Source organism: Aquisalimonas lutea (genome assembly GCF_030409225.1).
Lineage (GTDB): Bacteria > Pseudomonadota > Gammaproteobacteria > Nitrococcales > Aquisalimonadaceae > Aquisalimonas > Aquisalimonas lutea.
The window spans coordinates 1199251-1223801 of the sequence record NZ_JAUFPK010000001.1 but is presented as its reverse complement, the minus strand read 5'-3'; the positions used below and the strand labels follow the sequence as shown (position 1 = coordinate 1223801).

At 72.2% G+C, this 24551-nt stretch carries 25 protein-coding genes; 9 read left to right on the top strand and 16 right to left on the bottom strand.

What is annotated here, in order from left to right; all coding sequences use genetic code 11:
• Position 1: 1 nt before the first annotated feature.
• The 5 genes from QWY84_RS05820 to QWY84_RS05800 are packed head-to-tail and all read right to left on the bottom strand — an operon-like array spanning position 2 to position 3914.
• Positions 2 to 745 (bottom strand): glycosyltransferase family 2 protein, encoded by a 744-nt coding sequence (locus QWY84_RS05820; RefSeq protein ID WP_290202687.1) that lies wholly within the window; start codon positions 743 to 745, stop codon positions 2 to 4.
• Entirely contained in the window at positions 742 to 1467 is a 726-nt protein-coding gene (fabG, locus tag QWY84_RS05815; protein WP_290201501.1) for a 3-oxoacyl-ACP reductase FabG, read from the bottom strand. Before fabG ends, QWY84_RS05820 begins: the two co-directional genes overlap by 4 nt.
• 59 nt (positions 1468 to 1526) lie before the next feature.
• Positions 1527 to 1958 carry a hotdog family protein gene (locus QWY84_RS05810; protein WP_290201500.1) on the bottom strand — a complete coding sequence of 144 codons (432 nt, stop codon included), beginning with the start codon at positions 1956 to 1958 and terminating at the stop codon, positions 1527 to 1529.
• Entirely contained in the window at positions 1948 to 2742 is a 795-nt protein-coding gene (locus QWY84_RS05805; RefSeq protein WP_290201499.1) for a beta-ketoacyl synthase chain length factor, read from the bottom strand. Before QWY84_RS05805 ends, QWY84_RS05810 begins: the two co-directional genes overlap by 11 nt.
• On the bottom strand, positions 2739 to 3914 hold the full coding sequence (locus QWY84_RS05800; protein ID WP_290201498.1) for a beta-ketoacyl-[acyl-carrier-protein] synthase family protein: 1176 nt from the start codon (positions 3912 to 3914) through the stop codon (positions 2739 to 2741). Before QWY84_RS05800 ends, QWY84_RS05805 begins: the two co-directional genes overlap by 4 nt.
• A 347-nt stretch (positions 3915 to 4261) precedes the next feature.
• On the opposite strand from QWY84_RS05800, the gene QWY84_RS05795 reads away from it, so the two are divergent.
• The 4 genes from QWY84_RS05795 (at position 4262) to QWY84_RS05780 (ending at position 7679) form a co-directional block, all read left to right on the top strand.
• Positions 4262 to 4645, top strand: coding sequence for a hypothetical protein (locus QWY84_RS05795; protein ID WP_290201497.1), 384 nt, complete (start codon positions 4262 to 4264; stop codon positions 4643 to 4645).
• Positions 4646 to 4762: 117 nt separating this feature from the next.
• Positions 4763 to 5440, top strand: coding sequence for a YdcF family protein (locus tag QWY84_RS05790; RefSeq protein WP_290201496.1), 678 nt, complete (start codon positions 4763 to 4765; stop codon positions 5438 to 5440).
• Positions 5437 to 6816: an alpha/beta fold hydrolase gene (locus QWY84_RS05785; protein ID WP_290201495.1), complete on the top strand. Its 1380-nt coding sequence runs from the start codon at positions 5437 to 5439 to the stop codon at positions 6814 to 6816. The genes QWY84_RS05790 and QWY84_RS05785 overlap by 4 nt, the downstream gene beginning before the upstream one ends.
• On the top strand, positions 6813 to 7679 hold the full coding sequence (locus QWY84_RS05780; RefSeq protein ID WP_290201494.1) for a MipA/OmpV family protein: 867 nt from the start codon (positions 6813 to 6815) through the stop codon (positions 7677 to 7679). The genes QWY84_RS05785 and QWY84_RS05780 overlap by 4 nt, the downstream gene beginning before the upstream one ends.
• On the opposite strand, the gene QWY84_RS05775 is transcribed toward QWY84_RS05780, so the two are convergent.
• Genes QWY84_RS05775 through QWY84_RS05755 form a run of 5 tightly spaced genes read right to left on the bottom strand, consistent with a single transcriptional unit; the run spans position 7663 to position 13135 of the window.
• A complete protein-coding gene (locus tag QWY84_RS05775; RefSeq protein ID WP_290201493.1) occupies positions 7663 to 9984 on the bottom strand; it encodes an MMPL family transporter in 2322 nt (773 codons plus the stop codon). The genes QWY84_RS05780 and QWY84_RS05775 overlap by 17 nt on opposite strands.
• A gap of 8 nt (positions 9985 to 9992) precedes the next feature.
• A complete protein-coding gene (locus tag QWY84_RS05770; protein WP_290201492.1) occupies positions 9993 to 10616 on the bottom strand; it encodes a LolA-related protein in 624 nt (207 codons plus the stop codon).
• Positions 10613 to 11029 carry a DarG family dialkylresorcinol biosynthesis protein gene (locus QWY84_RS05765; protein ID WP_290201491.1) on the bottom strand — a complete coding sequence of 139 codons (417 nt, stop codon included), beginning with the start codon at positions 11027 to 11029 and terminating at the stop codon, positions 10613 to 10615. The genes QWY84_RS05770 and QWY84_RS05765 overlap by 4 nt, the downstream gene beginning before the upstream one ends.
• Positions 11019 to 12185, bottom strand: coding sequence for a beta-ketoacyl-ACP synthase III (locus QWY84_RS05760; protein WP_290201490.1), 1167 nt, complete (start codon positions 12183 to 12185; stop codon positions 11019 to 11021). The genes QWY84_RS05765 and QWY84_RS05760 overlap by 11 nt, the downstream gene beginning before the upstream one ends.
• The gene (locus QWY84_RS05755) at positions 12182 to 13135 is read right to left on the bottom strand and encodes a flavodoxin family protein (protein ID WP_290201489.1); all 954 of its coding nucleotides are present in this window, start codon (positions 13133 to 13135) and stop codon (positions 12182 to 12184) included. The genes QWY84_RS05760 and QWY84_RS05755 overlap by 4 nt, the downstream gene beginning before the upstream one ends.
• A 282-nt stretch (positions 13136 to 13417) precedes the next feature.
• Here QWY84_RS05755 and darH point away from each other — a divergent pair, with 282 nt between their 5' ends.
• The gene (gene darH, locus QWY84_RS05750; protein ID WP_290201488.1) at positions 13418 to 14476 is read left to right on the top strand and encodes a BtrH-related acyltransferase DarH; all 1059 of its coding nucleotides are present in this window, start codon (positions 13418 to 13420) and stop codon (positions 14474 to 14476) included.
• On the opposite strand, the gene QWY84_RS05745 is transcribed toward darH, so the two are convergent.
• The 5 genes from QWY84_RS05745 to QWY84_RS05725 are packed head-to-tail and all read right to left on the bottom strand — an operon-like array spanning position 14434 to position 18891.
• Positions 14434 to 15321, bottom strand: a complete 888-nt coding sequence (locus QWY84_RS05745) for a beta-ketoacyl-[acyl-carrier-protein] synthase family protein (RefSeq protein ID WP_290201487.1) — start codon at positions 15319 to 15321, stop codon at positions 14434 to 14436. The genes darH and QWY84_RS05745 overlap by 43 nt on opposite strands.
• Entirely contained in the window at positions 15311 to 16456 is a 1146-nt protein-coding gene (locus tag QWY84_RS05740) for a beta-ketoacyl synthase N-terminal-like domain-containing protein (protein WP_290201486.1), read from the bottom strand. Before QWY84_RS05740 ends, QWY84_RS05745 begins: the two co-directional genes overlap by 11 nt.
• 5 nt (positions 16457 to 16461) lie before the next feature.
• Positions 16462 to 16731: a phosphopantetheine-binding protein gene (locus QWY84_RS05735; protein WP_290201485.1), complete on the bottom strand. Its 270-nt coding sequence runs from the start codon at positions 16729 to 16731 to the stop codon at positions 16462 to 16464.
• Between the two features lie 13 nt (positions 16732 to 16744).
• The gene (locus tag QWY84_RS05730; RefSeq protein WP_290201484.1) at positions 16745 to 17959 is read right to left on the bottom strand and encodes an ABC transporter permease; all 1215 of its coding nucleotides are present in this window, start codon (positions 17957 to 17959) and stop codon (positions 16745 to 16747) included.
• A 5-nt stretch (positions 17960 to 17964) separates the two neighbouring features.
• The gene (locus tag QWY84_RS05725; RefSeq protein ID WP_290201483.1) at positions 17965 to 18891 is read right to left on the bottom strand and encodes an ABC transporter ATP-binding protein; all 927 of its coding nucleotides are present in this window, start codon (positions 18889 to 18891) and stop codon (positions 17965 to 17967) included.
• 251 nt (positions 18892 to 19142) lie between these two features.
• Here QWY84_RS05725 and QWY84_RS05720 point away from each other — a divergent pair, with 251 nt between their 5' ends.
• The gene (locus QWY84_RS05720) at positions 19143 to 19673 is read left to right on the top strand and encodes a glycine cleavage system transcriptional repressor (RefSeq protein ID WP_290201482.1); all 531 of its coding nucleotides are present in this window, start codon (positions 19143 to 19145) and stop codon (positions 19671 to 19673) included.
• 47 nt (positions 19674 to 19720) lie between these two features.
• Here the strand turns inward: QWY84_RS05720 and QWY84_RS05715 are convergent, their stop codons facing one another.
• The gene (locus QWY84_RS05715) at positions 19721 to 20860 is read right to left on the bottom strand and encodes an AI-2E family transporter (protein ID WP_290201481.1); all 1140 of its coding nucleotides are present in this window, start codon (positions 20858 to 20860) and stop codon (positions 19721 to 19723) included.
• 169 nt (positions 20861 to 21029) lie between these two features.
• Here QWY84_RS05715 and QWY84_RS05710 point away from each other — a divergent pair, with 169 nt between their 5' ends.
• The 3 genes from QWY84_RS05710 to QWY84_RS05700 all read left to right on the top strand — a co-directional run bounded on the left by QWY84_RS05710 (position 21030) and on the right by QWY84_RS05700 (position 24369).
• On the top strand, positions 21030 to 22466 hold the full coding sequence (locus QWY84_RS05710; RefSeq protein ID WP_290201480.1) for a beta-barrel assembly-enhancing protease: 1437 nt from the start codon (positions 21030 to 21032) through the stop codon (positions 22464 to 22466).
• 104 nt (positions 22467 to 22570) lie between these two features.
• Positions 22571 to 23308 (top strand): hypothetical protein, encoded by a 738-nt coding sequence (locus QWY84_RS05705; RefSeq protein ID WP_290201479.1) that lies wholly within the window; start codon positions 22571 to 22573, stop codon positions 23306 to 23308.
• Entirely contained in the window at positions 23305 to 24369 is a 1065-nt protein-coding gene (locus QWY84_RS05700; protein WP_290201478.1) for an alpha/beta fold hydrolase, read from the top strand. Before QWY84_RS05705 ends, QWY84_RS05700 begins: the two co-directional genes overlap by 4 nt.
• The last annotated feature ends 182 nt before the right edge of the window (positions 24370 to 24551 follow it).

The following is a 24551-nucleotide window of genomic DNA, read 5'->3' as shown; positions in this document are numbered from 1 at the left end:
GTCAGGAGTGGCCGCGGCTGCGCGCCCGCTCCCGGAGGCTGCGCCACAGCCCCGGCGGGTCCATGCCCCGGCGCAGCAGCCGCCCGCCCACCATGCCCACGATGCGGGCGGTATCGCGGGCGCCGTGATAGTGGCTCGGGCGGGCGTTGTCCGGGTAGATCGCCTCCACCGGCACCGGTACGCTGCGTACGCCCAGCCGGGCCGCGGCGATCAGCACCTCGCTCTCGAACACGAAGCTGCGGGAGCGGTCCACCGGCAGGGCCAGCCGGCGCAGCAGCGCCGCCGGATACAGCCGGAACCCGGACTGGCTGTCGGTCACGTGGTAGCCAGCGGCCCAGGAGATCCAGAAGTTGGCGGTGCGGTTGGCGAACAGGCGCAGCGGCGGCACCCGGTCCTGCTTCACGGTGCGCGCTGCAATGACGATGGACCCGGGGTTGGCCTCGGCGGCGGCCACCAGGCGCGGGATCTCCTCCGGTGCATGCTGGCCGTCGGCATCCAGGGTCACCACGGCATCGAAGCCGCTGGCCAGGGCGTGGGCAAAGCCGTTCCACAGGCTGGCCGCCTTGCCGCGGTTGCCCTCGTTGCGCAGCACCGTGACGTCGACATCGGCCAGGGACGCGACCGTGTCATCCGTGGAGCCGTCGTCCACCACGACCACCGGGCAGTACCGCCGGGCGCGCTCGGCCACGCCCGCCACCGTCGCCGCCTCGTTGAAGGCGGGGATGACCGCGACGACCCGCATCAGGCCATGCCCCCGTTGACCCCGATCACCTGCCCGCTGATATAGCCGGCCCGCTGCGAGCAAAGGAACGCCACCAGGTCGGCCACCTCCTCGGGGGCACCGGCGCGGCCCAGGGGCACCATCGCCTTGATGGTGCTCGCGTCGAAGGTGCCGTCGGTCATCGTACCGGCGATGATCCCGGGGGCGACCACGTTCACGGTAATGTTGCGCGAGCCCATCTCGCGGGCCAGCGAGCGGGCCGCGCCGTGCAGCCCCGACTTGGCGGCGGCGTAGTTCACCTGCCCGGGGTTGCCGGCCACGCCGGCCACCGAGGAGATGCTGACAATGCGTCCCCAGCGCCGCCGGGCCATGGGCAGCAGCAGCGGCTGGGTGACGTTGAAGAACCCGCCCAGGTTGACGTCCACCACCCGCTGCCACTGCGCGGTGCTCATGCCCGCCATGGGTCCGTCATCGTGGAAGCCGGCATTGTTGACCAGCACCTGGATGGGGCCGTCCTCCAGCAGCCCTTCCAGCGCCGCGCGGGCGGCCTCGGCGTCGGCAACATCGAAGCTCGTGGCCTCGGCGGAGCCGCCGTCGTCGCGCAGCGCCCGGGCCAGGGCTTGCGCCGCCTCGGCGCGCCGGTTGGCGTGCACGATGACATGGTAGCCGAGCCCGCTCAGGGCACGGCAGATCGCCTGGCCGAGGTCCCCGCTGCCGCCGGTGACCAGTGCGCGTACCGCCTCCATGGACTCTCCTCGTCGCTGTGCCCTTCTGCACCGGCGCCCGGGCCGGTCAAACCCCGTGGTCACCCCCGGGCGAGCACCGTGGCCTCGCCTTCCGCCACCCGCCGGTCGCCGACGGCCACGCGGAAGGAATAGATCAGGTTCCCGGCCTGCCGGAACTGTTCCTGCACCTCCACCCGCAGGAGGCCGGGCAGATCGTCGAGCCGCGGGACATGCAGCTCGATCCGCCGACCGGCGGCAAGGAATCCGCCGGGCAGGGACTCGCCTCCCTCGGCGGCGCGCAGCCCGCCGTGGACGGCCATGGCCTGCGCGGCGTATTCCAGGGCGTGGACGGCGGCCAGCATCCCGTCCCGCCGCAACGGGTTGTCGCCGGACCGATGGCTGCCGGCCTCCGCCACCAGCCGCTCTGCGTCCCACTCCAGCACGCGCTCCAGCAGGCACATGGCCCCCTGGTGCGGGATCAGCGGCTCGAACTCCGGCCGCTCAAGCGTCACGGCGAACCCCGGCCACCAAGCCCTGCCGCTCACCGCAGGGCAGCACCACTTCGCCGCCGCCCCGGGCCAGGATCCGCAGCAGCGGCAGCATGCGCGCCGCCGGGTTGCTGGTGCGCAGCTCCTCCCAGCCTTCCTCCAGGCGCGAGACGGCCCGGTCAGCCAGGCCCAGCTCCAGCATCCAGGCCTCGCCGGCCGGCGCCATAGTCTCGGGACCGAGACGCAGGGCGACGCCGAAGCTCTCCGCCACCCCCGTGTGCGGCGCCAGCAGCTCCGGGGGTGCGACATCGTAGACCAGCAGCAGGACCTCGTCGCCGTCGGCGGCACAGCGGCTCGCCGCCTCCAGCACCCCGGCGGCGGCGGTGCCGTCGCCGGCGGCGACACTGGTGGACGCCGCCCGGCTGCCGGTGGCGATGGCCCAGTACCCGGCCGCGGCATTGTGCACGGAATTGTGGAACTGGGTCGGCGAGACCGACCGCTCCGGCCCGCTCAGCGCCGTGCACAACCGGTCCGCAACGTCGATATCCCCGGCCATGGACGCGAACACCGTGGGCAGCGAGGCCACCGCCGCGGCGTCCAGCCCGCGCGTGCCGGCCTCCGCCAGCGACAGCGCCAGGCGGATGGTCGGCGTCAGGCGCCGGCGCTCGTTGGCGGGGAGCATGCCCACCGCCGGCCGGGGCACGGCGGCCGCCTGATACGGCTGCTCCCCGCGCAGCACGGGCAGTGCCGAGTCCCAGTCCGGGAGACCGGGACCGATGACCGCCGGCGCCTGGACACGAACCCTCATGCCGGCCTCCCGAGGACCAGGCAGCAGTTGCTGCCGCCGAAACCCAGGGACAGGGAAACGGCGCGGCGCACGTCCGCGGACCGTGAGCGCGTGACGAAGTGCGCCCTCAGGGCCGGGTCCCGCTCGGCCTCCGTCACCCCGCCGGGGATGAAGCCGTCATCCAGGGCGAGACAGCAGAACAGCGCCTCGACGATGCCGGCCGCGCCCAGGGTGTGCCCGGTGAGCCCCTTGGTGGAGCTGCACCCGACGGCGTCGCCGAACACCGCGGTCACGGCGCGATCCTCGGCGGCGTCGTTGGCCGGCGTGCCTGTGCCGTGCAGGTTGATGTAGTCCACTTCCCTCGCGGGCAGCGACGCGCGCTCCAGGGCCTGTTCCATGGCCACCCGGGCGCCGGCGCCGTCCGGGTGCGGCGCGGAGATGTGGTAGGCATCACTGCTCTCGGCGCAGGCGAGCAGCTCCGGACCGGTTCCGTGCGGCTCCAGCAGGGCGAAGCCGCCGGCCTCGCCGATGCTGATGCCGTCCCGGTTGGCACCCCACGGGCGACACGGCTGGCGCGAGATCAGCTCCAGGGAGTTGAAGCCGTACAGCGTGGTCAGGCAGAAGCTGTCCACGCCGCCGACAATGGCGGCGTCGCACAGGCCGGCGGCCATGTAGCGCTGCGCCGCGCCGAAGACCTTGGCGCTGGACGAGCACGCCGTGGAGATGGTGTGTACCGGCCCCGTCACCCCCAGGTAGGCAGCGACGAACCGGCTCAGCGCACCGAGCTCGTGGGTCTCGTGGAAGCGGTAGTCGCCCGGCAGCCCGCTACCATCGCGCCGGGCATAGGCGGCCTCCGTCTGGGCGATCCCGGAGGTGCTGGTACCCAGGAACACCCCGACGCGATGGGCGCCGTAGCGGCCCAGCGCCGCGCGGGCCCGCCCGGCGAAGCCGTCGGTCTCGAGGACCTGCAGGGCCAGGCGATTGTTGCGGCACTCGAAGTCCGCATACGCTGCGGGGAGGGCCACGTCGGCCAGGCCCGGGACATGGCCGTACCAGGCCTCGAACCCGGCCTCTCCCGAGGCCAGGGGCGCGAGACCGCTGCGACCGGCCCACAGGGCCTCCCGCGCGCACTCGCGCCCGGTCCCGAGGGCCGTGGCCAGTGTATAGGCTGTGACGGTGGGCACGTTGACCATGAACCGGGCTGTGAACCTCCGGGCCTGCGAACATTCCGCGCGATCACCGCGCCGGCGGCTCATCCCCCGAAGCGATCCGGATCGCGTGCAGCCCTCATAAAGGCCGCGAGTATACGGGCCGGCGGCCTACCGTCGCAACAAAACGACGCCCGGAAGCCCCCGGAGAACAGGAACTTGCGCGGCAGCAGCACAAGCGCCTTTATACCTTGGTTCTTGAATCCCGTCGAAGCGAGTGTTAGACAACTGGAGCGGCGGGCCCGGATGAAGCGCAACGCCGGGTACGCTGGGCATTGGCGGTGGCTCGAGACAGCCACCGGAATCGTATCGTTGTCAGCGGAGGGAACCTCATGCAATCCAACAAGAAAATCGTACTGCTCGCGATCGTCGCAGCGGCCCTGGTCCTCGGCGCGTGCCGCACGGCCACCCTGCAGAACGTCAACGACGCCCCCGTCGGTGTCGAGACCATGGAACAGGCCAGGGAAGCCATCATGCGCGCCGGGGCCGGGCTCGGCTGGGAGATGAACCCGCAGGACGAGGGCCACATCGAGGCCACCCTCCGGGTGCGCGATCACATGGCCAAGGTCGACATCATGTACGACACCGACTCCTACGACATCATCTACAAGGACAGCGAGAACCTCCGCTACGACGGGGACAAGATCCACCAGAACTACAACGGCTGGATCCAGAACCTGCGGCGGGACATCAACAACGAAATGCGGCTGATGTAACACCACGAAGCAGCCGCCCCGCCCCGGGGCGGCTGTCCTGCCGCCAGCCAGCACTGTGCCCGAGCACGGCATCGACGGCGCAGCCGTGGCCGCCATCCCTTGCCACCGAGCGGGCTCATGGATCGACACGCCGTACAAACGAACCTCCTGGCCAACGGCGTGCTGGTGCTGTCCCTGGGCGTGACGTACCTTGCCATCCTCGCCCGCATCCTGGTCCGGGCGACGGCCCGGGCACCGCGGCTCGACCGCGTCGACGGCATCGTCGTCCCCGGCCACAGCCTCGTCGCCGGTGAACCTTCGGCGGACTTCCGCCGGCGCCTGGACTGCGCGGCGCGCATCGCCCGGGACAACACCGCCGCGCCGTTGTGGCTGCTCGGGGGCCGCATGCCCGAGCAACCGCATTCCGAGGCGGCCGCCGGCAAGGCCTACCTGATCGCCTGCGGCATCGCCGCCGAGCGCATCGGCGTGGAGGAGCACTCCCGCAACACCCTGGAGAATTTCCAGCAGGCGGCGCGCCGGCTGCCCGCCGCGGCCGGGACGCAACTGGTGCTGGTCACCAGTCGCTACCATCTCCGGCGCAGCGAGACCATCGCCCGCAACCTCGGGCTCGCCATCCGCGCCTACCCCGCGGAAGACGCGCTGGTACCGTCGCTGCGCCTGCCCTGGCTGCTTGCCTGGGAGGCCTACCTGCTCCACTGGTATCATGTCGGCACCCTGTTCGCCCGCCTCACCGGCAATCACGCCATGCTGCACCGGGTGCGCGGCACACCCCTGACCCCGGGAGACCCGCAATGACCCGGCACCCCCTGCGCCGAGCCCTGGTGCTGATGTTGCTGCTCTGCGCGACCGCCGCACCCGGCCGTGCGGAGCCGCCGGAGCTGGCCGGCCTTGACGGGCGCTTCATCCGCGAGCCGGTGTTCGACGGCGATCTGCTGGTCTACGAGGGAGGCCGGCGCGACGGGCCCGTCGTGGTGCTGGTCCACGGCATCGGCACCGAGGCGTCCGCGGCCTGGCGCCACGTGATCCCGGGCCTCACCGACGATTTCCGCGTCGTCGCCTTCGACCTGCCGGGCTTCGGCCGCTCCAGCCATGGCAGCCAGCCCTATACCCCGGACTGCTACGTCCGGGTTCTCGATCACGTGATCGCGGAGACCGCAGGCGATACCCCCGTGCACCTGCTCGGGCACTCGCTCGGCGGCGCCGTCAGCCTGCGCTACGCGGGGACCCATCCGGAGCGTGTGGAGCGGCTGCTGCTCAGCAACGTCGCCGGCATTCTCCACCATTCCGCCTACGCCGAGTACCTGGTGCCGTTCGCCACGCATTCGCTCACCGGTGGCCGCATCGCTTCCGCCGGTCCCGTGGACTGGCTCAGCGGCGAGGTGATCCGGGCGATCACGCGCCGCGTGCCCGACCCCGCCATGGTGGTGGAATCGGCCATGCTCCGGAGCACCGCCCTGCGCGGCAACCCGCGGGTGATCGCCGGGTTCGCCCTGGCGCTGACGGACTACAGCGAGACCCTCGGGCGGGTACAGGCGCCGACCAGCATTTTCTGGGGGCGGGAGGACCGCATCGCGCCCCTGCGCGTCGGGCGGGTCCTGGCCGATGCCCTGCCGGCCGCCGAGCTGACCGTGTTCGACGACACCGGGCACGCCCCCATGCTGGAGCGGCCCGATGCCTTCAACCGGGCACTGCGCGCCCGCCTCACCGGTGATCCGCCCGACGCGGGCCGCCCGTCCGCACCGGAGCCCGGGCAACGGCGGGCCGAGTGCAACGGCACCGACGGCCGGGTCTTCCAGGGGGCCTACGCCTCCCTGACCATCCGCAACTGCGACAACGTCACGGTGCGCGATGCCAGCGCCCGCATCATCACCGTCGAGAACTCCAGCGTGACCATCGTGAACACGTTCATCGAGGGTGACGCCGTCGGCCTGGAAGCGAGCAACAGCCAGGTCACCCTGACCACCGGCCGGATCCGCGCCGACGTGCCCGTGGTCGCGGCCAGCGCCACCCTGAACATTGCCGGGACGCGGCTGGAGGGCGACACGGCCGTCCTCAGGGCGACGGGGGCCGGGAAGAGCGAGGTGACCTTCTCGGTCACGCCGGTAACGACCCGCAACGGACGGCACTACCTGCACGCGCTGTACGCACCGGCCCCCGGGGAGACGCTGTGACCGACGGGCGCGCACGACGGCAGCGGGTGCGCTGGGGGAACGTCCTCCGTGCACTGGTTCTGCTGGCCCTGTTGCCGTGGACCGCGCCCGGCGCCGGGGAGACGAAACCCCTGTGGGAGATCGGCTTCGGCGTCGCGCCCACGACCTTTCCCGACTACATCGGCTCGTCCCGGCAGCAGACCTACCTGCTGCCGCTGCCCTACGTGGTCTACCGCGGCGACGTTTTCCGCGCCGACCGCGAGGGCCTCCGCGGGCTGCTCGTCGACCGGCCGCGGCTATCGGTGGACGTGAGCCTCGACGGCGCCGTACCGGTATCCAGCGACGACGACAGCGCCCGGGCGGGCATGGACGACCTGGCCCCGGTCTTCGAAGCCGGCCCGTCGGTGAACTGGCTCCTCTACCAGGACGGGCCGGTGCGCTGGCGCATCCGCATGCCGGTCCGCGCCGGCATCGCCGTGGACAGCGACGGCATCCGCCACGTCGGCTGGCGCGTCCAGCCCATGCTCAGCCTGGACCTGCGCGACGTGCTCGGCGGCTGGGACATCGGCATCAGCGCCGGGCCCCGGTTCTCCAGCCGGGCCTACCAGGCGTACTACTATGATGTTCCGGCGGCGGATGCCACCGACGAGCGGCCCGCCTACCGCGCCCCCGGCGGCTACGGCGGCGCCGTGCTGACGCTGAGCGCAAGCCGCCGCTTCGACAGCCTCTGGGCCGGCGCCTTCGTGCGCTACCAGAACCTGGCCGGTGCCCGCTTCCGGGACAGCCCTCTGGTAGAGACACGCCATGCCGTCATGGCCGGCGCGGGCATCGCGTGGATCCTGGGTCGGTCCGAGCGTCAGGTGCCCGTCAGCGACGGGCGCTGACGAGCCATCCGAACAGCAGCCCCAGCGCGGCCCCCAGGGTCACCGTTCGCCCGATATCCCGGAGCACCGACAGGTCCGAGCCCGCCAGCAGCGCAAACATGCCCAATGTGGACGCGCCGCAGACCAGCAGCGCCCGGCGCGTCTGGGCACGGGCCAGGGCATCCTCGCCGCGGCGACGGAAGAACAACGCGTAGTCCAGGCTGAGCCCCACCACCAGCAGCAGCGACACCAGATGGAAGATCGACAGCCGCTGTCCCGCGGCCAGGAGGATCGCGGCAGCCGACGGCGCGGCCAGCAGAGCCGGCAGCCAGACGGCGCCGGCCTCGCGCAGCGAGCGCAGGCCCGCGCCGAGCAGCGCCAGCATGACCACCGCGCCGGCGAGGGAATACCCCAGTACATGGTGACGCAGACGCACCAGCCCGGCCTCGGCCTGCGCCTTCAGGTCCAGGTGCATGACTCCCGGAACGGGCGCGTCGGCGAGGCGCGCCGCCAGGGCCTGCGCGTCGCCCACCCCGCGCAGGCGGGCGACCCCCCACCAGCGCCCCTGCGCCCGCACGAGCTGGCCCTGAACCAGGTCCGCCAGCGGTGTGCCCTCGAGATCGTCGATGGTCAGCGGGTCACGGCTCCGCGCCGCCTCCACGGCCTCGACGAACGGCGTGAACGCGCCGTCGCGGAAGCCTTGCGCCTGGCCCGCGCGGGCCAGGCGCCGCTGCAGCACGTCCGGGGCCGGCAGCGCCTCCCGGCGCCGGAGCTGGGTGGCGCGGCTCGGCAGCACCCCGGCGGGATGATCGACCCCCGCCACCACGCCGTCGGCCACCAGCGCCCGGAACGACGGCTCCAGCGCCTCCAGGCGCCGCAGCACCTGCTGCGCACCGGCGCCGGAGACCAGTACCAGGTGGCGCATGTCGGCACGACCGAGCGCGCTCCGCAACCGGGCGTCTTCCTCCTGGAGCGAGCGGGGCACCGGATTCATGGCGGCGGGATCGTCCTGCCAGAGGCGGTCGCCGTGGCCGGCAACGGTGCCGAGGCCGGCGACGGCGGCGGCCACCACCAGCCAGCGTCCCGCCCGCGGCGGCGCGGCATCCAGCCAGGCCGGCCCGGGCAGGTGCCGACGGGTCGGGGCCTCGGGGACGATAGCGGGTAGAAGCCAGCGCGTCGTCAGCGCCGCCGCGACCAGGCCGGCGGCGGCGAACACGCCCAGCTGCATCAGCCCGGCAACACCGCTCAGGACCATGGCGCCGTAGCCGGCCACCGTGGTCAGCGCGCCCAGCCGGATGGTGGGCCAGATGCGGATCATGGCCCGCTGCGCCGGCTCGCCGGAGCGGCGGTGGCTGAACAGGTGCACGGCGTAGTCCACCGCCACCCCGACCAGGGTTCCGCCGAAGGCCAGGGTCATGCCGTGCACGGAGCCGAACAGGGCGACAACCACCCCGGCGCCGGCGACCAGGGCGCTGAGCAGCGGCACGGCCACCAGGGGGATGGCGGTCACGGAGCGATAGGCCCACAGAAGCAACGCCACAAGCAGCACACCCCCGATCACACTGACCCGGGCGATGGTCGCCTGGATGCGCGCCCGGGACTGCACCGCGAACACCGGCTGGCCGGTGAGCACGAGCTCCAGGGACGCGTCACCGGCCGCTTCGCCGAACGCGGCCCGCACGGCATCGAGCAGGCGCTGCTGGGCGTCCAGGTCGGTGCCGTCGTGGCGGGACTCGATGACGAGCAGGGCGTGCTCTTCCTGGTCGGTGACCCAGATGCCGTTGCGGGTGGCCGGCGTGACCTCCGGGCGCAGCTGCCGGAGCACCGCGCGCAGCTCGCCGGTGGGATCGGCACGCAGCCGCTCCCGGTCGACCCCGCCCAGGAGGCCGGCCAGCTCCCGGCGGCGCTCGGCCAGGGCCCGGCGAAGCGCGTCTTCCCGGAACCGCTCCGGAGTGACCTCCGGGCTGAGCAGATACCGGTACGGCATCAGGGCGTCGAGACCGTCCGGCGCGGCGCTGGCCGGGCCGTTCACCACCCGCGCCACGCCGGGCTGCCCGGCGAGCTTCTGCCGCAGTGCCCGGCTCGCGCGGATGCGATCGGCGACCCCGCCGCCCCGGATGCCGGCGAGGATCACCCGCTCGGACAGGCCCGCCCGGAGCTCGTCGCGCAACGCTTCGGGGACATCCCCGCCCGGTGTCGGCACGAAGGCCGTCAGGTCGGTATCCACGCCGCCGCGCGCGAGCACCAGCGCCAGGACCGCGGCCAGCGCGGCGCACAAGCTGCAGGCGACGACAAAGGGCACCAGCCGGCGCATCGCTGCCACCACGGGCCCGCTCACCCGGCGCCGTCGCCGGCCCGACTGATGCGCATCAGCCGCCAGCTGCCGTCCGTCTCCCGGGTCTCGACCTCGCTGATCGCCCGACCGCGACCGCGGATGACGATACGCTCCAGGCGCTCCGCCAGCGCCCCGGTGGTCGGCCGGTAGGTCAGGGTCCAGTCGTCGTGCCCGCCCTGGAAGCGGATGGCGTAGTGCTCCCGCAGCGTGGCCAGATCACCGGCCAGCGTCGCCCGGAAGGCGGCGACGGCACCGGCCAGCGCCGGGTGCTCATGGATGTGCAGGCGCCGCTGGTCGTCGCCATCGCCGACCCGTACGCGGTCGCCGTGGACTTCCAGGGTCCGGCCGTCCGTACCGGTCACCGTCTTGCGCACGTAATCCGGGGCCCGGTAGACCAGCGTCCCGGTGCGCTCCACGGGCTCGGCCAGCAGCTCGTCGTGGTGCTCCTCCCGGAACCGGGCCCGGCCCCCGGTCACTTCGGCACGGGCCGCCATGAGCTCGGCCAGGCCCCAGTCGCCGTTGCCGTGCTCCGCCATGGACGGGGCCGGCGCGACCGCGGCGAGCGCCAGCAGCCAGGCACACAGGGCGCCCGCCCGATGGCATCGTGCCGGACGGCGGCTCATGAGCCGCCGTCCTCCTCCGGGGGCAGCACCGCCAGCTCGTCCGCCGATCGCCCCAGGGCAGCGGCATAGCGCGCCCGAATGCGTTCCGGCAACCGGCGGTAGACCCGCGCACGCAGGTGGCGCCGGACCCGCCAGCGGAACAGCCCGGTGGCCTGGGCCAGCGTGTCCGGATCCATGCGCTGCTGGTACATGTGCACCTCCAGGGGCGCGCTCTCGCCCGCGACGACCCGCTCCCGGGCCTCGGCGGCGAGGCGGCGGAACTCCTCCAGGGCCAGCCGGGTCACGGCTTCCTCGGCGTCCCAGCCCGAGGTCGCCTCGCGGCTGTAGCGCCCGTGGGCGTCGACGGCATACACCGCCTTGCGCTCGCCGGACAGCGTGGCGCTGCCGTGCTGGGGGACATCGTCACGCTTCATCGGGAGCCACCACCGTCAACAGCATGTACGCCGTGGAGAAGCGCCCGCTCTCGGGCACGAAGCACAGGATCCGCTGGCCCGGCTGCAGCGTACCGCCGTGGAACAGCTCCTCGAGCATCAGGTAGATGCTCGCCGCGCCGGTGTTGCCGCGCTCGCGGAGATTGGTGAACCACCGCTCCGCCGGGATGGGGAAGCCGATGCGCTCCAGCTCGGCGGCCACCCGGTCGCGGAAGTACTCCGAGGAATAGTGCGGCAGGAAATGGTCCACCTCGTCGGGCTGCAGCGAGCGCCGCCGGCGCACCTCGGAGAGCCCTTCGCCAACGGTGTAGCGCACGATCTGCTCGTTGAGCAGCTTGACGTCCTGCTTGATGGAGAACGCGCCGTCGGCGGCCGCGGCCTGGAGGCTGCCGTACTCGCGCCAGCCGGTGAGCCGCCCGTCCGCGCCCTTGTGGGCGCCGGCATACATGCACGGCTCCAGCTCCCCGGCATAGGACAGGCATTCGATCCAGTCGATGCGCAGGGACAGCCCGCGACGGGCCGGCGTGCCTTCCACCAGCAGCGCGCCGGCACCGTCGGAGAGCATCCAGCGCAGGAAGTCCCGGTCGAAGGCCAGCTCCGGGCGCCGTTCCAGGGCTTCGGCGTCCTCCGGCCCCTCGGCGCGCATGTGCCGCGACCACAGGTAGGTGGAGGCCAGCTCCGAGCCCGTGGTCACGGCGCGCCGGGCCAGCCCGGCGCGCACGCTCATGAAGGCGTACTTCAGCGCCGTCACGCCGGCCATGCAGATCCCCGCCGTGGCCGTGACCTCGCAGGCGGGACTGCCGAGCTCGCCGTGCACCATGACGCCGTGGTTGGGCATGAGCTGGTCCGGCGTGCTGGTACCGCAGACCAGCAGATCCATGGTCTCCAGGGCGAAGGCGTCGCCAGCCAGCGCGCGCACGGCCTCGGCGGTGAGCTGGGCGTTGTTGTGGGTGGGCATCCCGGTCTCCGGGCACAGGGCGTAGTGCCGCCGGCGGATGCCGTTGTTGCGCAGGACGATCCGGCGCGCCCGGGACGGGCGCTCGCCCACCTGGCCCAGGACCTGCTCCATGCGCTCGTTGTCCACCGGGGCGTTGGGCAGCACCCCGGACAGCCGGGTGATATAGGCCGCCGCCGTCATCGCTGCGTCTCCTCCAGCCGATGGCGCGCCGACCCCGAGGGCGCCTCCAGCTCGGCCCGCATCCGGCGCAGGCGCGGGGCCAGCAGCGGCTGGAGCAGGCGGCGCAGCACCAGGGTGACGGGAACCACGGTGGCGATCATGAGCACCAGGAATACCAGGTACACCGCCAGCACCGGCTTGCGCGCCGCCGAACCCGGCGGCCCCGCCCGGCGGACCAGCCGGCCCCAGATGCGGAAGCTGCGCATGCCGATGCGCTCGCTGGCGATGAGCCCCTCGTCGACGTGCACCGCGCCCAGGCCGTCGAGTACCGGGGCGCACCCGTCCACGCGCCCGGCGGCGACCGCTTCCGCGAGGGCGCGCCCCAGGCGCGGGGCTCGCTCGGTGATCTCGGACTCGGCCACGCCGGCACGCGGGAACACCCCCAGCCAGCGGTCCTTGCGTCCGGTGAACATCCAGCGCGGCGTGGTGAAGAACGTGGCCAGCGACGAGCCCTGGTCGACGAAGCTCACGTGATCGCTCAGCCGCGCGCCCGCCGCGGCCAGGTGCTCCTGCACCGCGGCCTGGGCGCTGAGCCACATGTTGCGGCAGGCCACCACGGTCACCACCGGTGTATCACGCAGCAGCCGCCGACCCTCGGCGGACTGCAGGAACGCGGTCACCGGCGGCGCCGGCGACAGGAACCAGACGGTATAGCCGAGAACGACCAGGTCGTAGCCGCGGTCCGCGTCCGCCGACAGGGGCTGCAGCGGCGGCGGGTCCTGGTACACGCACTCCGGGAAGACGTCGAGAAACCGCAACAGGGTCCACGGGAACGGCCAGGGGCGCTGCGGCGCCAGGGGCTGGTAGTCCACCTCCACGCCGTCGGCCGCCTCCAGCGGTGCCACCAACGCCTGCAGGATGCGGTGCAGCTGACCTGTCTGCGAATAGTAGACGACGAGTACCCTGGTCATGGTTTCCGTTTGCGCACCCTGCTGGTTCTTCGCTGCTCCGGCACCCGGCGGCATCCGCACGCACCGTGGCCGCCATCCGCCGGGCCGGCCCATGGAGCGTGTCACGAAACTGTCACCCGGGAACGGGGCAAGGATACCGCACCGCAGCGCACGCGGCATAGGCGCTCCGGCCCCCGCGGGCCCCCGGCCATTGCAAAGCGGCGGCTGTCACAGTAGCGTTCCCCTCCGCGCACAATGGATGGCCCGCGCGCAAGCCACTCGCAGCGGCACGGAACCATGGCCATGCACGATTCCTCCCCCAGCGAACCCGGGCACCCGGCAGCATCACCCGAGGTGCCCGGCTTCCGCCACCAGCACGCCGGCCACTGCGAAAGCGGCGTCGTCTCCGGGCTGCTCAGCCATGCCGGCCTGGCCATCAGCGAGCCCATGGCCTTCGGCCTGTCGTCGTCGCTGATCTTCGCCCACCTGCCGTTCGTGCGCGTCGGCGGCGTACCGCTGACCAGCTACCGCGCCCTGCCCGGGCACGTGCTGCGCGGACTGCGCCGCGCCGTGGGCTACCGCCTGGTACGGCAGCGCTTCCGCTCGCCGGCGGCCGCCCGCGCGGCCGTGGATGCGCAACTGCAGCAGGGCCGGCCGGTCGGGCTGCAGACCTCGGTGTTCTGGCTGCCGTACTTCCCGCGCGACATGCGCTTCCACTTCAACGCCCACAACCTCATCGTCTACGGGCGCGACGGCGACGATTACCTGATCAGCGACCCCGTGTTCGAGCACCCCCAGCGCTGCCCGGCGGACGCGCTGGACCAGGCCCGTTTCGCCCGCGGGGCGTTCGCCCCCCGGGGGCTGCTGTACTACGTCGAGGACGTCCCCGACCATGTCGACCTGGACCGCCACGTGCCCCGGGCGATCCGGCGGACGGTGCGCATGAACACCCGCGCGCCGGTGCCGCTGGTGGGCCTGCGCGCGATCCGCCGGCTCGCGGGGAAGCTGCGGCGGCTGCCCGAGACCAGCCGTGATCCGCGCTATCGCAGGCTGTTCGTGGGCAGCATCGTGCGCATGCAGGAGGAGATCGGCACCGGCGGGGCGGGATTCCGGTTCATGTATGCCTCGTTCCTCCAGGAGGCGGCGCAGCGGCTGGATGCGCCGCTGCTGGACGAGGCCTCGGCGGCCATGACGGATGCCGGCGATCACTGGCGCCTGTTCGCCGCGCGCAGCGCCCGCCTGTGCCGGGAGGAGACCAGCGGCGGCTACGGCGAGATCGCCGACAGCCTGCTCGCATGCGCCGAGCGCGAGGCCCGGGTCTACGCGCTGCTGGAGCGGTTCGTCACGCACACCGCCAGGTAGTCGCGGTCCAGGGGGTGCCTCTCCAGGAACAGCAGCGTGCCGGGCTCGCCGGAGGCCAGGAACCGGCACAGCACCCGGGCGCAGCCGGCCTCGTGGTAGCCGGGCCCCTCCGGGGCGAACCGGGCCCAGCCATCGGGTATCGCGGCCATTGCTCCGGCTGCGGCCAGTTGCTCGCCCAGCGTCAGAAGTAGCCTGCCACCGTCGCCGGTCGCCGCGGCCGCCTGCAGGGCGGCCTCCGGCGACCCCACCCGCCGCAGCCAGCGCAGGTGCCCGACCGGCCGGGCGCACCCCGGGTCCAGCCACAGCCAGCAGCTGGCCTCCGCCAGGGGCGTCCCCGCCGCCACCTGCAGCCGTCGGCGGTGGACCTCCGGGGGCCAGCTCGCCGCCTCCACGGCCCCCACCAGGAAAGGCGCGTGCGCGGCATCGTCGCCGAGCAGCTCCAGGGCCGCGACCAGGGAATCTGTCCCCCGGGCCAGCATCATGTTGGGGCCGTCCAGGCCGAGCTCCCGGGCCACGTAGAAACCGGCCATATTGCTGGAGACATTGATGAAATCGAAGGGCATGGGCGGCTGGTGCCCGCGGTACAGCGTCTCCAGCATGGTGGCGGAGTCGCCCACGTCGCCGTGGCTGCTCACCATGTACAGCCCCGTCTCCGGCGCCGGCCGCGCACGGGCCTCGTCCACGCAGGCCACGGCGCCGAGCAGCGCGATCTGGGTGAAACGGCTGATGCGCCGCTGCCGGCGCCCGGTCAGCGCTTCCAGCTCGCCGCGCCGGTTCTCGGGGGCATCCGACACCGGCCACTCCCGGGCCAGCGCAGCCCGTACTGGAATCCCGTCAGTCGCCATGGCGCTCGATCACGCAGGCGGTGTTGTTGCCGCCGAAGCCGAAAAAGTTCATCAGGAAGCGTCCGTGCCGGAGGTCCACCGGTGCCGCCACCGGCGTGACCCCGAGCTCCGGGTCCGGAGTCCGGAACCCCGCGCTCGGCGGCCAGAAGCCGGCATCCACGCAGGCCATGGTGGCCGCGATCTCGACGATGCCACAGGCGCCCATGGTATGCCCGAGGCCGCCCTTGAGGCTGGTCACCGGCGGCAGCGTTTCGCCCAGGCACTGCCGCAGCCCCGTGCACTCGGCCAGGTCGTTGCCCGGCGTGCCCGTGCCGTGGGCCTTGATCGCGGTAATCTCGTCGCCGTCTACCGCCGCGGCCGCCATCGCCGCCCGGATCGTGGCGGCGATGGACTCCGGCGAGGAGTTGGTCGGGGTCTCCGTATCGACACGGCTGGCGCCCCCGAGCAGCCGCCAGGGGGCGTCGGGCGTGTCCGGACCGATCACCATGGCACTGACCCCCTCGCCCAGGACCAGGCCGTCGCGGTCGCGGTCCAGGGGCCGGCCGCGGCCGCCGGAGAGCAGCATCAGCGAGTCGAAGCCGAACAGCGACAGCCAGTTGCTGCGCTCGACGCCTACCACGACGGCATGGTCCAGCGCGCCGCGGGCGATCATGCGCTGGGCGTGCAGCAGGGCATTGGCGCTGGACGAGCAGGCGGTGCCGAAATAGAACCGCGGCCCGCCCAGGCCCACCGCCTCCGCCAGCCGCTCCGGCAGCCGGCCGTGGCCGCCGGGGGCATCCAGGGGCACGGCGGCGGGGTCGTCGAGCTGCCCGCGGAACACCTGCTCGGCCTCGGCCACGGTGGACGACGAGCTGCCGACGAACACGCCGCACGCCTGCCGGGCCTCGCCCCGCAGTCCGGCATCATCCAGGGCCGCCGCGACCACCGGCGCCAGCACCTCCAGCAGGCCGGCCGGCGCATCCGCCAGCAGATGATAGGCATAGGCCGCCCCCGGTGCCATCTCCGGGCTCAACGTCGACGGCGCCGCCCCGCCTTGCCGCAGGCTGCGTGCCTGGGCCGCGGCGCCGTAGCCGCAGGCCGTCCAGGTGGCGGCACCGAGCACGGCGGCGGGCGGGTTGTCGGCGGCGACGGCCATGGGGGTTACTCGGGGCGCAGGTAGTCGGCCAGTCCGTTGACGGAATGGAGGATGCGACGCATTTCCTTGGAGTCGCTGATGCGTACGCCGAACTCGCGCTGGATCGCCATGGAGATCTGCAGTCCGTCCAGGGAATCCAGCCCCAGGCCCGCCTGGTCGCCGAACAGGGCCTCGTCGTCGGCGATCTCCGCCGCACTGACGTCATCCTTGCCGCACGCGTCGACAATCATCTCCTTGAGATACTGCTTGAACGCCTGATCGTCCGATCCCTTCATCGCCCCCACCTCGTCAGTACCGGCGCCGGCCGGCAGCCAGGGCCGCAAGGGCCCAGCTCACGGCGCCGAAGGCCGCAAGCATGGCGGCCTCCGGCAACACGTCCTGCCATTGCCCATAGCGCAGCAGGATGTCCCAGAACCCTTCAAGCCCCCAGGACATAGGCGAGACGTGGGTGAGCTGCTGCATGGCCGGCGGCATGACCGCCTTCGGCACCATGATGCCGCCCAGCGCCCCGATGATCAGGCAGAATACGCCGCCGCTGAGCGTCGCCTGCACCACGGTGCGCGAGACCGCGGCAATCAGCAGCGCCAGGCCCACGGCGGCGAGGCTCACCGCGGAGCCGATCAGCCACAGCCCGATGTAGCTGCTGCCGGGGTCCAGGCGCTCCCCGCCGGCCAGCGGCACCAGGAACACGCCCACCGCCAGCATCAGCACCAGCTGCACCATGTTCACCAGGTAGTAGGGTACCAGCCTGCTTCCCAGCAGCCACAGCGGCGGCGCGCCCATCTGCTGCAGGCGCCGCTGCGTCCCCTGGTCCCGCTCCACGATCAGGCTCGCGGCGATAGGCGCGACCACGAAGAACATGGAGAACACCAGCCACGCCGGCACGCTGTGCTGCACGGCGCTGGGAATCGTCGGCTCACCGCCGCCGGCGTGGGCCACGCGCTCGCGCAGGCGCAGGCCGCCGCCATCGGCCTGCGCCACACCGTCCGGGAGATGCCGCCCGACGGCCTGGTCCAGCACCCGGGACACGCGCACCCGCTCCAGGGCCGCCTCGGCAATGAGCGTGAAGGTCCGGCGCACTTCCGGCAGCAGGGCCGGCGCGTAGTACACCACCGGCACGTGCGCATCCGCCGGCGCGGCCTGCCGCCCCAGGGCCCGCTCGAACCCGGACGGGACGAACACGCCGATGCGCGCCTCGCCCCGCTCGATGCGCGCGCGCAGCCGCGCCTGGGCATCCGCGGCGGAGGACGCCGGCAGCGACGTGATGCCGAAGCGCTCCGCCCGCCCCAGCGCCCGGACCAGGGCCCGGGAGGCGGACGAATCCGAGGCGTCCGTCACGAGCACTTCCTCCACCGTGGAGCCGCCCATGCGCAGCGAGCCCTGCATCGCCAGGGACATGATCAGGATGAACACCACCGGCAGCAGGAACAGCAGCGCCAGCGCCTGGCGGTCCCGGAGCAGCAGCAGGAATTCCTTGCGGATCAGCGCGGCCGGCAGCGTCATCGCGGTCAATCCCGTAGCTGCCGGCCGGTCAGGCGCAGGAACAGGGCCTCCAGGTCCTGCTCGCCGTAGTGAAAGCTCTCCGGGCGCAGGTCATTGTCGCGCAGCAGGCCCGCCAGGGTCGGCAGCGCCGCCAGCGGATCGCCGATGTCCAGGGACACGGTATCACCGGCGGCGTCCACCACCAGAAAGGCGTCCGCCAGCGCCTCGAGCTGCCCGCGGCCGGGAGGCGCCGGGAAGCGAAGCGCCAGGGAACGCTGCTGCCGGCCCAGGACATCCGCCATGGCGCCGGTGCACAGCAGCCGCCCCTGGTCCAGGATGGCCAGGTGGTCGCACAGGTCCTGGACCTCCTCCATGTAGTGGGAGGCATAGATGACGGTGATGCCGCGGTCGGCGGCCAATGCCTCGACGGATTCCAGGATGAAACGGCGGGACTGGGGGTCGACGCCGGTGGTAGGCTCGTCCAGGCAGAGCACCCGGGGACTGCCCAGCAGCCCGATGGCTAGGCTCAGCCGGCGCTTGAGACCGCCGGACAGCCGCCCCGCCGACGCCCGCATGTGCTCGCCGAGCCGGGCGATGTCCGCAACCCGCGCCAGCTCGTCGGCGCGGGACCGGCCGCGGAATCCCCGCACGGCGGCAAAGATCTCGAGGTTCTCGCGGACCGTGAGACTGGGGTAGAAGGCCGGCTCCTGCGGGACCATGCCGATGACCGCCGGGCGGACCGCACCGCCGTGGGTGTCCGCGCCGTCGACACGCACGCTCCCGCGGTCCGCGCGGATCAGGCCGAGGACGATCCCGATCAGCGTGGACTTGCCGGCGCCGTTCGGGCCCAGCAGGCCGAACACGCTGCCCTCGGGCACCCGGAACGTCACCCCCTGCAGCGCCGGCGTATCGGCGCCGGGATAGGTTTTGCCCAGCTCGTCGACCTCGATCACGGCCTCACCCCGGCATGCATCGTCGCCCGCCCCGCCGTCCGGCGCGCCTGCACGCGCGGGCGACGACGGCGCGCATCATCGCGGCACGGAACGGGCGGCACCCCGTGCCGGGCGCGTATCGTACTACGCATGGCGGGACAAGTAATGCATGGCATGCCGCAACGCCCGGCGGGCCTGCTACACTTGGCGCCTCGCACCTGAGCCGAACGGGCCTCAGGCGGCGAATCCCACAGGCGCGGCAGGTGAACAGCATGGAGAACTATCTGGTCATTACGGCCCTGGGCGAGGATCGCCCGGGCATCATCAACCGTCTCGCCGGCGCGATCGCCGAGGCCGGGTGCAACGTGGTCGACAGCCGCATGACAGTGCTCGGCGGCGAGTTCGCGGTGATCCAGATGATCTCGGGACGGTGGGACGCGCTCGCCAAGCTGGAGACGGCGCTACCGGGCATCGGCGAGGAGCTCGGGCTGCACGTCCACTGGAAGCGCACCCGGGACCGCGATGCCGCCACGGACCTGCTCCCGTACGCGGTGGAGGTCGTGGCCATGGATCATCCCGGTATCGTGCACCAGCTCGCGCAGTTCTTCTCGGCGCGGGGCATCAACATCCGCGACCTCAGCACCACCCGGTATGCCGCCGCACACACGGGAACACCGATGTTCTCGGTGAACATCCTCATGGAAGTCCCGGGCAGCACGCAGATCGCGGTGTTGCGCGAGGAGTTCCTGGACTTCTGCGATCAGATGAACCTCGACGCCGTGTTCGAGCCCGTCAAGCACTAGGGGAGCCTGCGCAGCGCTCTTGTCGGGACGCCGCGGCACCGCGGACGTCACTCCGGATGGCGCTCCAGCGATGCCGGTTCCTCATCGGATTCCAACGCAGCCGCCGGATCGCGGCTGTCCGCCCGGGCCTCGCGCTCGGGCGGCTCACTGGGCCAGGCGTTGAGCACGGCCTTGATCACCGTGGCCAGCGGGATGGCGAAGAAGATGCCCCAGAACCCCCAGATCCCGCCGAAGAACAGGATCGCCACGATGATGGCCACCGGGTGGAGGTTGACCACCTCGGAGAACAGCACCGGCACCAGGACGTTGCCGTCCAGGGCCTGGATGATGGCGTAGGCAATCATCACCCAGGCGAACTCGGGGCCGAAGCCGAACTGGAAGTAGGCGATCACCCCGACGGGGACCGTCACCACCGCGGCGCCGATGTACGGAATGATCACGGACAGCCCCACCAGCAGCGACAGCAGCATGGCGAAGGACAGCCCGAGCGCGGTGAACACCACGTAGGTCACGATCCAGACGATGAGAATCTCCAGGAACTTGCCCCGGACGTAGTTGCCGATCTGGGCGTCCACCTCGTGCCAGACGGTGACCAGCAGCTCCCGGTCCCGGGGAAGGAAGCGGGCGAACCAGCTCACCAGCGGCCTCTTGTCCTTGAGAAAGAAGAACACCAGGAACGGCAGCAGCACGAGATAGACCAGCAGGGTGATCACCGCCACCACGGACTGGAAGGAGAACTGGGTCAGCACGCGCTGCCCCCAGTCCAGCGCCTCGCGCCGGATGGCGAAGATCAGGTCCGAGATCTGCTGCTCCGAGAACAGCTGCGGGTAGCGCTCCGGGAGCTGCATCAGCAGCGCCTGGCTGGTGCTGAGGATGCGCGGCAGCTCGTTGACCAGCTGCGTGACCTGATTGAGCAGCACCGGGATCAGGGCGAAGAATACCAGCAGCAGCCCGGTGAAGAAGACCAGGAATACCAGCGTCACGGCGGCGAGCCGCGGCAGGTGCCATTGCTCCAGCTTGCGCACCACGCCCTCGAGCAGATAGGCGACCACCAGGCTGGCGATCACCGGCGCCAGCATCTTGCCGAAGAAGATGATCACCGCCAGGCCGAGCAGCAGGACCAGCGCCAGGCCCGTCACCTGCGGGTTATCGAAGTGACGCCGGAACCAGTCGCGGATGAGCTGCATGAACCACTCCTTGGGCCCGAGGGAAAGGCGATCGGGTGGGTCGCATCATAGCGTGCCCCGGGGTTCGCGTGAAACGCCGCCCGCGGCCCGCTCCCGGAACCCCTTTTGCCGCTCCCGGTCCAAGCGAGCAGAATACATCGGATGTCCGGTCCGCGCCCACGGGGAGCCCATGGTCTACCGCGCCATTGTTTTCGTGATTGCTGTCGCCGCGGGTGCCATCGCCCCGGCCGGAGCCGCCGACGACCTGCGCCTGCCGGATCTCGGCAGCGCGGCCGGCGACACGCTGTCGGTCGCCGAAGAAAAGCGTCTCGGGCGCGAGCTCATCCGCGAGGTCCGCCGGCGCGTGCCCATCGTCGACGACCCGGAGCTGCGCGACTACGTCCAGGATCTCGGCGAGCGCCTGGTCTCCCGGGCCAACACGCCGGACATGGCCTACGAGTTCTTCGTCGTCGACAGCCCGGCGATCAACGCCTTCGCCATGCCCGGCGGCTACATCGGCATCAACCGCGGGCTCATCGAGGAAACGCGCTCGGAGAGCGAGCTGGCGGCCGTCATGGCCCACGAGATCGCCCACGTCACCCAGCGCCACATCGCCCGGCGCATGGCGAACTCCGAGGGGACCGGTCTACAGACGCTGGGCATCATACTGGCCGCGATCCTGATGGGAACGCAGGATGCCCAGATGGGCAGCGCCGCCGCGATCGGCGGCATGGCCGGTGCCATCCAGCAGCAGCTGAACTACAGCCGCGCCCACGAGCGGGAAGCGGACAACATGGGCATCCGCATCCTCGCCGATGCCGGCCTGGACCCGGAGGGCATGCCGCGGTTCTTCGAGCGCCTCGCCCGGGCGACCCGCCATCAGCAGCGCCCCCCGGAGTTTCTCAGCAGCCACCCGGTCACCGAGTCCCGGATCGCGGAATCGCGCGCCCGGGCGCGCGAGCTGGGCGAGACGGAAACACAGGAGAGCACGACCTTCGGGTTGATGCGGGCCAAGCTGCTGGTCGCCCGCGCCGACAACCCGGAAACCGCCGTTCGCCATTTCTCGGCGGACGAAGGGGCATTCGGCCTGGACGAGACGGCGAAGCGCTTCGGCCTGGCGCTGGCCCGCCTCGAGGCCGGGGATCCGGACCGGGCGGAACAGGGCCTCCGGGCACTGCTGGAGGAGCAGGGCGAGCACGCGGCGTTCTACATCGCCCTGGCCCGGGTGCACCAGGAGCGCGGCAATGACGAGGCGGCCCTGGAGACGCTGCAGCTCGGGCTCGATCTCTACCCGGGCGATTACGCCCTGAGCATCCACGCAGCGCGGGCCCTGCTGCGCCTGGACCGTCCCACGGACGCCCGGGCGCTGGTGCGCGAGCAGATCCGCCGCTACGGCGGCGACAGCGCGCTCCACCGCCTCCATGCGGAAGCGGCCACCGAGGCCGGGCTGGACTACGAGGGCATGCTTGCCCTGGGCGAGCACTACTACCACAAGGGCGACCTGCGCCAGGCGCTGGAGCAACTGGACCGGGTCGCGGATGCCTCCCAGGCCGATGTCCAGCAGCGGTCCCGGGCCGTATCCCGGCGTCAGGCCATTCGCGAGGAGCTGGAGCGGCGCGAGCAGTAGCCCCCTGCGCCCGCGGGCGCAGGGGTGCGGGCGCGGCGACATGGCATTCGCGGCCACGGGACGGGTATCCTGCAGCGGGCGCAGCCAACCATCGCATGGAGAGCATGGAACCCGACAACGACCAGACCGCGGAGCCGCTCGGCGAGCGGGCCTCCCACCCCCTGGCGGCCGCCTACCAGGCCTGGATCCAGTGGTTCGGGCCGCTGGCCGCGGCAATCGACAGCACCGATCCCGGGAGTGCCGAACGTGCCGATATCCTGGCGCAATGGCAGCCCGTGCCCGCGACGGCGCTGACCGCGATGCCGGAGCGGCCGGGCAACTCGCCCCTGGCGTCAGCGCTCCGGGCGCTGGTGCCCCTGCTGGGGCCTTGGAGCGGCCCGGCCGCGGCAGCCATGGAGCTGGAGTCCGCCCTCATGGAGGCCCACGATGCCGTGCGGCGGGCGGAAGGCGAGCTACGGCTGATCGCCGGGGAAGTGGACTCGCCCTGGCGCGCTCGGGTGCTGGAGCTGCCGCGGGGCGGTATCACCGCGGAGACCCTGGCCGAGGTGGCGTCCGAGCTGCTGGAGCAGGCGTGGGATCGGCGGCTGCGCGCCAGCGAGCACGCGGACGCGCTGGTCGCCGTCCAGCATGCGCATGCGCGGGTCCGCCGGGCCCTGGCGGCGTTCGCCGATGCCGTGAGCGTCGTGGCCGGGCTACCCACCGCCGCCGCCATGGACGAGCTCGAAGCAACCATCGACCGCATGGACCGCGAACGCGAGCGGGAGCTGGAGGCGCTACGCGAGGAAGTCGCCGGCCTGCGGGATCAGGTCCGGCGCCTGCAGCGCGGCGGACCACCGGAATGACGGCACCGGACCGTTTCTCCATCGGTTCGTCCACGCCGGAGCCACCGGGAGTGCCGGCGGACGGCGCCGCCCGGGAAGTCATCGCGGCGCGCTCGCCCTGGCGGCTGTTCCGCTACACCGAGGGAGCCCCGGACGGGCCGCCGGTGGTCATCATCTACTCCCTGATCAACCGGCCCGCGTTGCTGGACCTTGACCCGCAGCGCAGCCTCGTTCGCCGCCTGCTGGAGCAGGGCCGCGATGTCTACCTGCTGGCATGGGATGCGCCCGCCCGGTGGCAGCGACACCTCGGACTCGCGGATTACGCCCTGCGCTTTCCGCGCCAGGCCCTGGCGACGGTCTGCCGGCGCCGCGGGGTATCGGCGGTGGACGTCATCGGGATCTGCCAGGGCGGCGTGCTTGCCCTGTGCCAGGCGGCCGCCTACCCCGAGCGTGTTCGCCGGCTCGTGCTCGTGGCCACGCCGCTGGACCCCCACCAGGCGGATCATCGCCTGCTGCGCCTGGCCCGGGCCACGGATCCGGATACCCTGGAGCACAACGTCCCCGGGGAGGCGCTGTCTACCGCGTTCACGGCGCTGCGCCCCACCGACCTGCTGGTACGCCGCTACCGCCGATCCCGGGAGCAGTCCGGGGACGCCCGCCACCGGCGGTTTCTGCGCATGGAACGCTGGATGTACGACTGCCCCGATCAACCGGCTCGCATGCTGCGGGAGACCCTGGCCTGGCTGTACCGGGACAACCGGCTCGCCCGCGGCTGCCTGGTCCTCGACGGCCGGACCATCGACCCGTCGGCAATCCGCGCCCCCGTGCTGACCATCGCGGCGCGCCGGGATCACCTGGTCCCCGCGGAGACGGCCCTGGTCATGGCACGCTGGCTGTCTCCGCAGCAGCTCACCGAGGTGTGCGAGCCGGGCGGACACCTGGGGCTGTTCGTGAGCGCACGCGCGCAGACGGGGCTGCTACCGGGGATCGGCCGCTGGCTGGACGGCCGTGACAAGGCATTCGCGTTGCCGCGATACAACTCGCGGACATCGCGGCAGGTTCCGTCATCGCACCGTTATTAGTGCCCGGCCGGACACGGTGTTGCGACGCACCAACAAAAGTGGTTGCCAGAACGCGCACGAGCGTTACAATGCCCACTAGCGACAGGAAAGGGTCGCGCAAAAAAAAGCCCCCTCGGGTGAGGGGGCATAAAGGGCGACTTGGGAGTCGCCTGGAGGAGAAGCAGACCGGTCACGAGAACCGG

Bases quoted from the DNA above. Each gene is read 5' to 3' on its own strand.
- fabG (WP_290201501.1), bottom strand. From the start codon at position 1,467: ATGGAGGCGGTACGCGCACTGGTCACCGGCGGCAGCGGGGACCTCGGC.
- QWY84_RS05805 (WP_290201499.1), bottom strand. From the start codon at position 2,742: ATGAGGGTTCGTGTCCAGGCGCCGGCGGTCATCGGTCCCGGTCTCCCG.
- QWY84_RS05800 (WP_290201498.1), bottom strand. From the start codon at position 3,914: ATGGTCAACGTGCCCACCGTCACAGCCTATACACTGGCCACGGCCCTC.
- QWY84_RS05795 (WP_290201497.1), top strand. From the start codon at position 4,262: ATGCAATCCAACAAGAAAATCGTACTGCTCGCGATCGTCGCAGCGGCC.
- QWY84_RS05790 (WP_290201496.1), top strand. From the start codon at position 4,763: ATGGATCGACACGCCGTACAAACGAACCTCCTGGCCAACGGCGTGCTG.
- QWY84_RS05785 (WP_290201495.1), top strand. From the start codon at position 5,437: ATGACCCGGCACCCCCTGCGCCGAGCCCTGGTGCTGATGTTGCTGCTC.
- QWY84_RS05770 (WP_290201492.1), bottom strand. From the start codon at position 10,616: ATGAGCCGCCGTCCGGCACGATGCCATCGGGCGGGCGCCCTGTGTGCC.
- QWY84_RS05765 (WP_290201491.1), bottom strand. From the start codon at position 11,029: ATGAAGCGTGACGATGTCCCCCAGCACGGCAGCGCCACGCTGTCCGGC.
- QWY84_RS05760 (WP_290201490.1), bottom strand. From the start codon at position 12,185: ATGACGGCGGCGGCCTATATCACCCGGCTGTCCGGGGTGCTGCCCAAC.
- QWY84_RS05755 (WP_290201489.1), bottom strand. From the start codon at position 13,135: ATGACCAGGGTACTCGTCGTCTACTATTCGCAGACAGGTCAGCTGCAC.
- darH (WP_290201488.1), top strand. From the start codon at position 13,418: ATGCACGATTCCTCCCCCAGCGAACCCGGGCACCCGGCAGCATCACCC.
- QWY84_RS05745 (WP_290201487.1), bottom strand. From the start codon at position 15,321: ATGGCGACTGACGGGATTCCAGTACGGGCTGCGCTGGCCCGGGAGTGG.
- QWY84_RS05740 (WP_290201486.1), bottom strand. From the start codon at position 16,456: ATGGCCGTCGCCGCCGACAACCCGCCCGCCGCCGTGCTCGGTGCCGCC.
- QWY84_RS05735 (WP_290201485.1), bottom strand. From the start codon at position 16,731: ATGAAGGGATCGGACGATCAGGCGTTCAAGCAGTATCTCAAGGAGATG.
- QWY84_RS05730 (WP_290201484.1), bottom strand. From the start codon at position 17,959: ATGACGCTGCCGGCCGCGCTGATCCGCAAGGAATTCCTGCTGCTGCTC.
- QWY84_RS05720 (WP_290201482.1), top strand. From the start codon at position 19,143: ATGGAGAACTATCTGGTCATTACGGCCCTGGGCGAGGATCGCCCGGGC.
- QWY84_RS05715 (WP_290201481.1), bottom strand. From the start codon at position 20,860: ATGCAGCTCATCCGCGACTGGTTCCGGCGTCACTTCGATAACCCGCAG.
- QWY84_RS05710 (WP_290201480.1), top strand. From the start codon at position 21,030: ATGGTCTACCGCGCCATTGTTTTCGTGATTGCTGTCGCCGCGGGTGCC.
- QWY84_RS05705 (WP_290201479.1), top strand. From the start codon at position 22,571: ATGGAACCCGACAACGACCAGACCGCGGAGCCGCTCGGCGAGCGGGCC.
- QWY84_RS05700 (WP_290201478.1), top strand. From the start codon at position 23,305: ATGACGGCACCGGACCGTTTCTCCATCGGTTCGTCCACGCCGGAGCCA.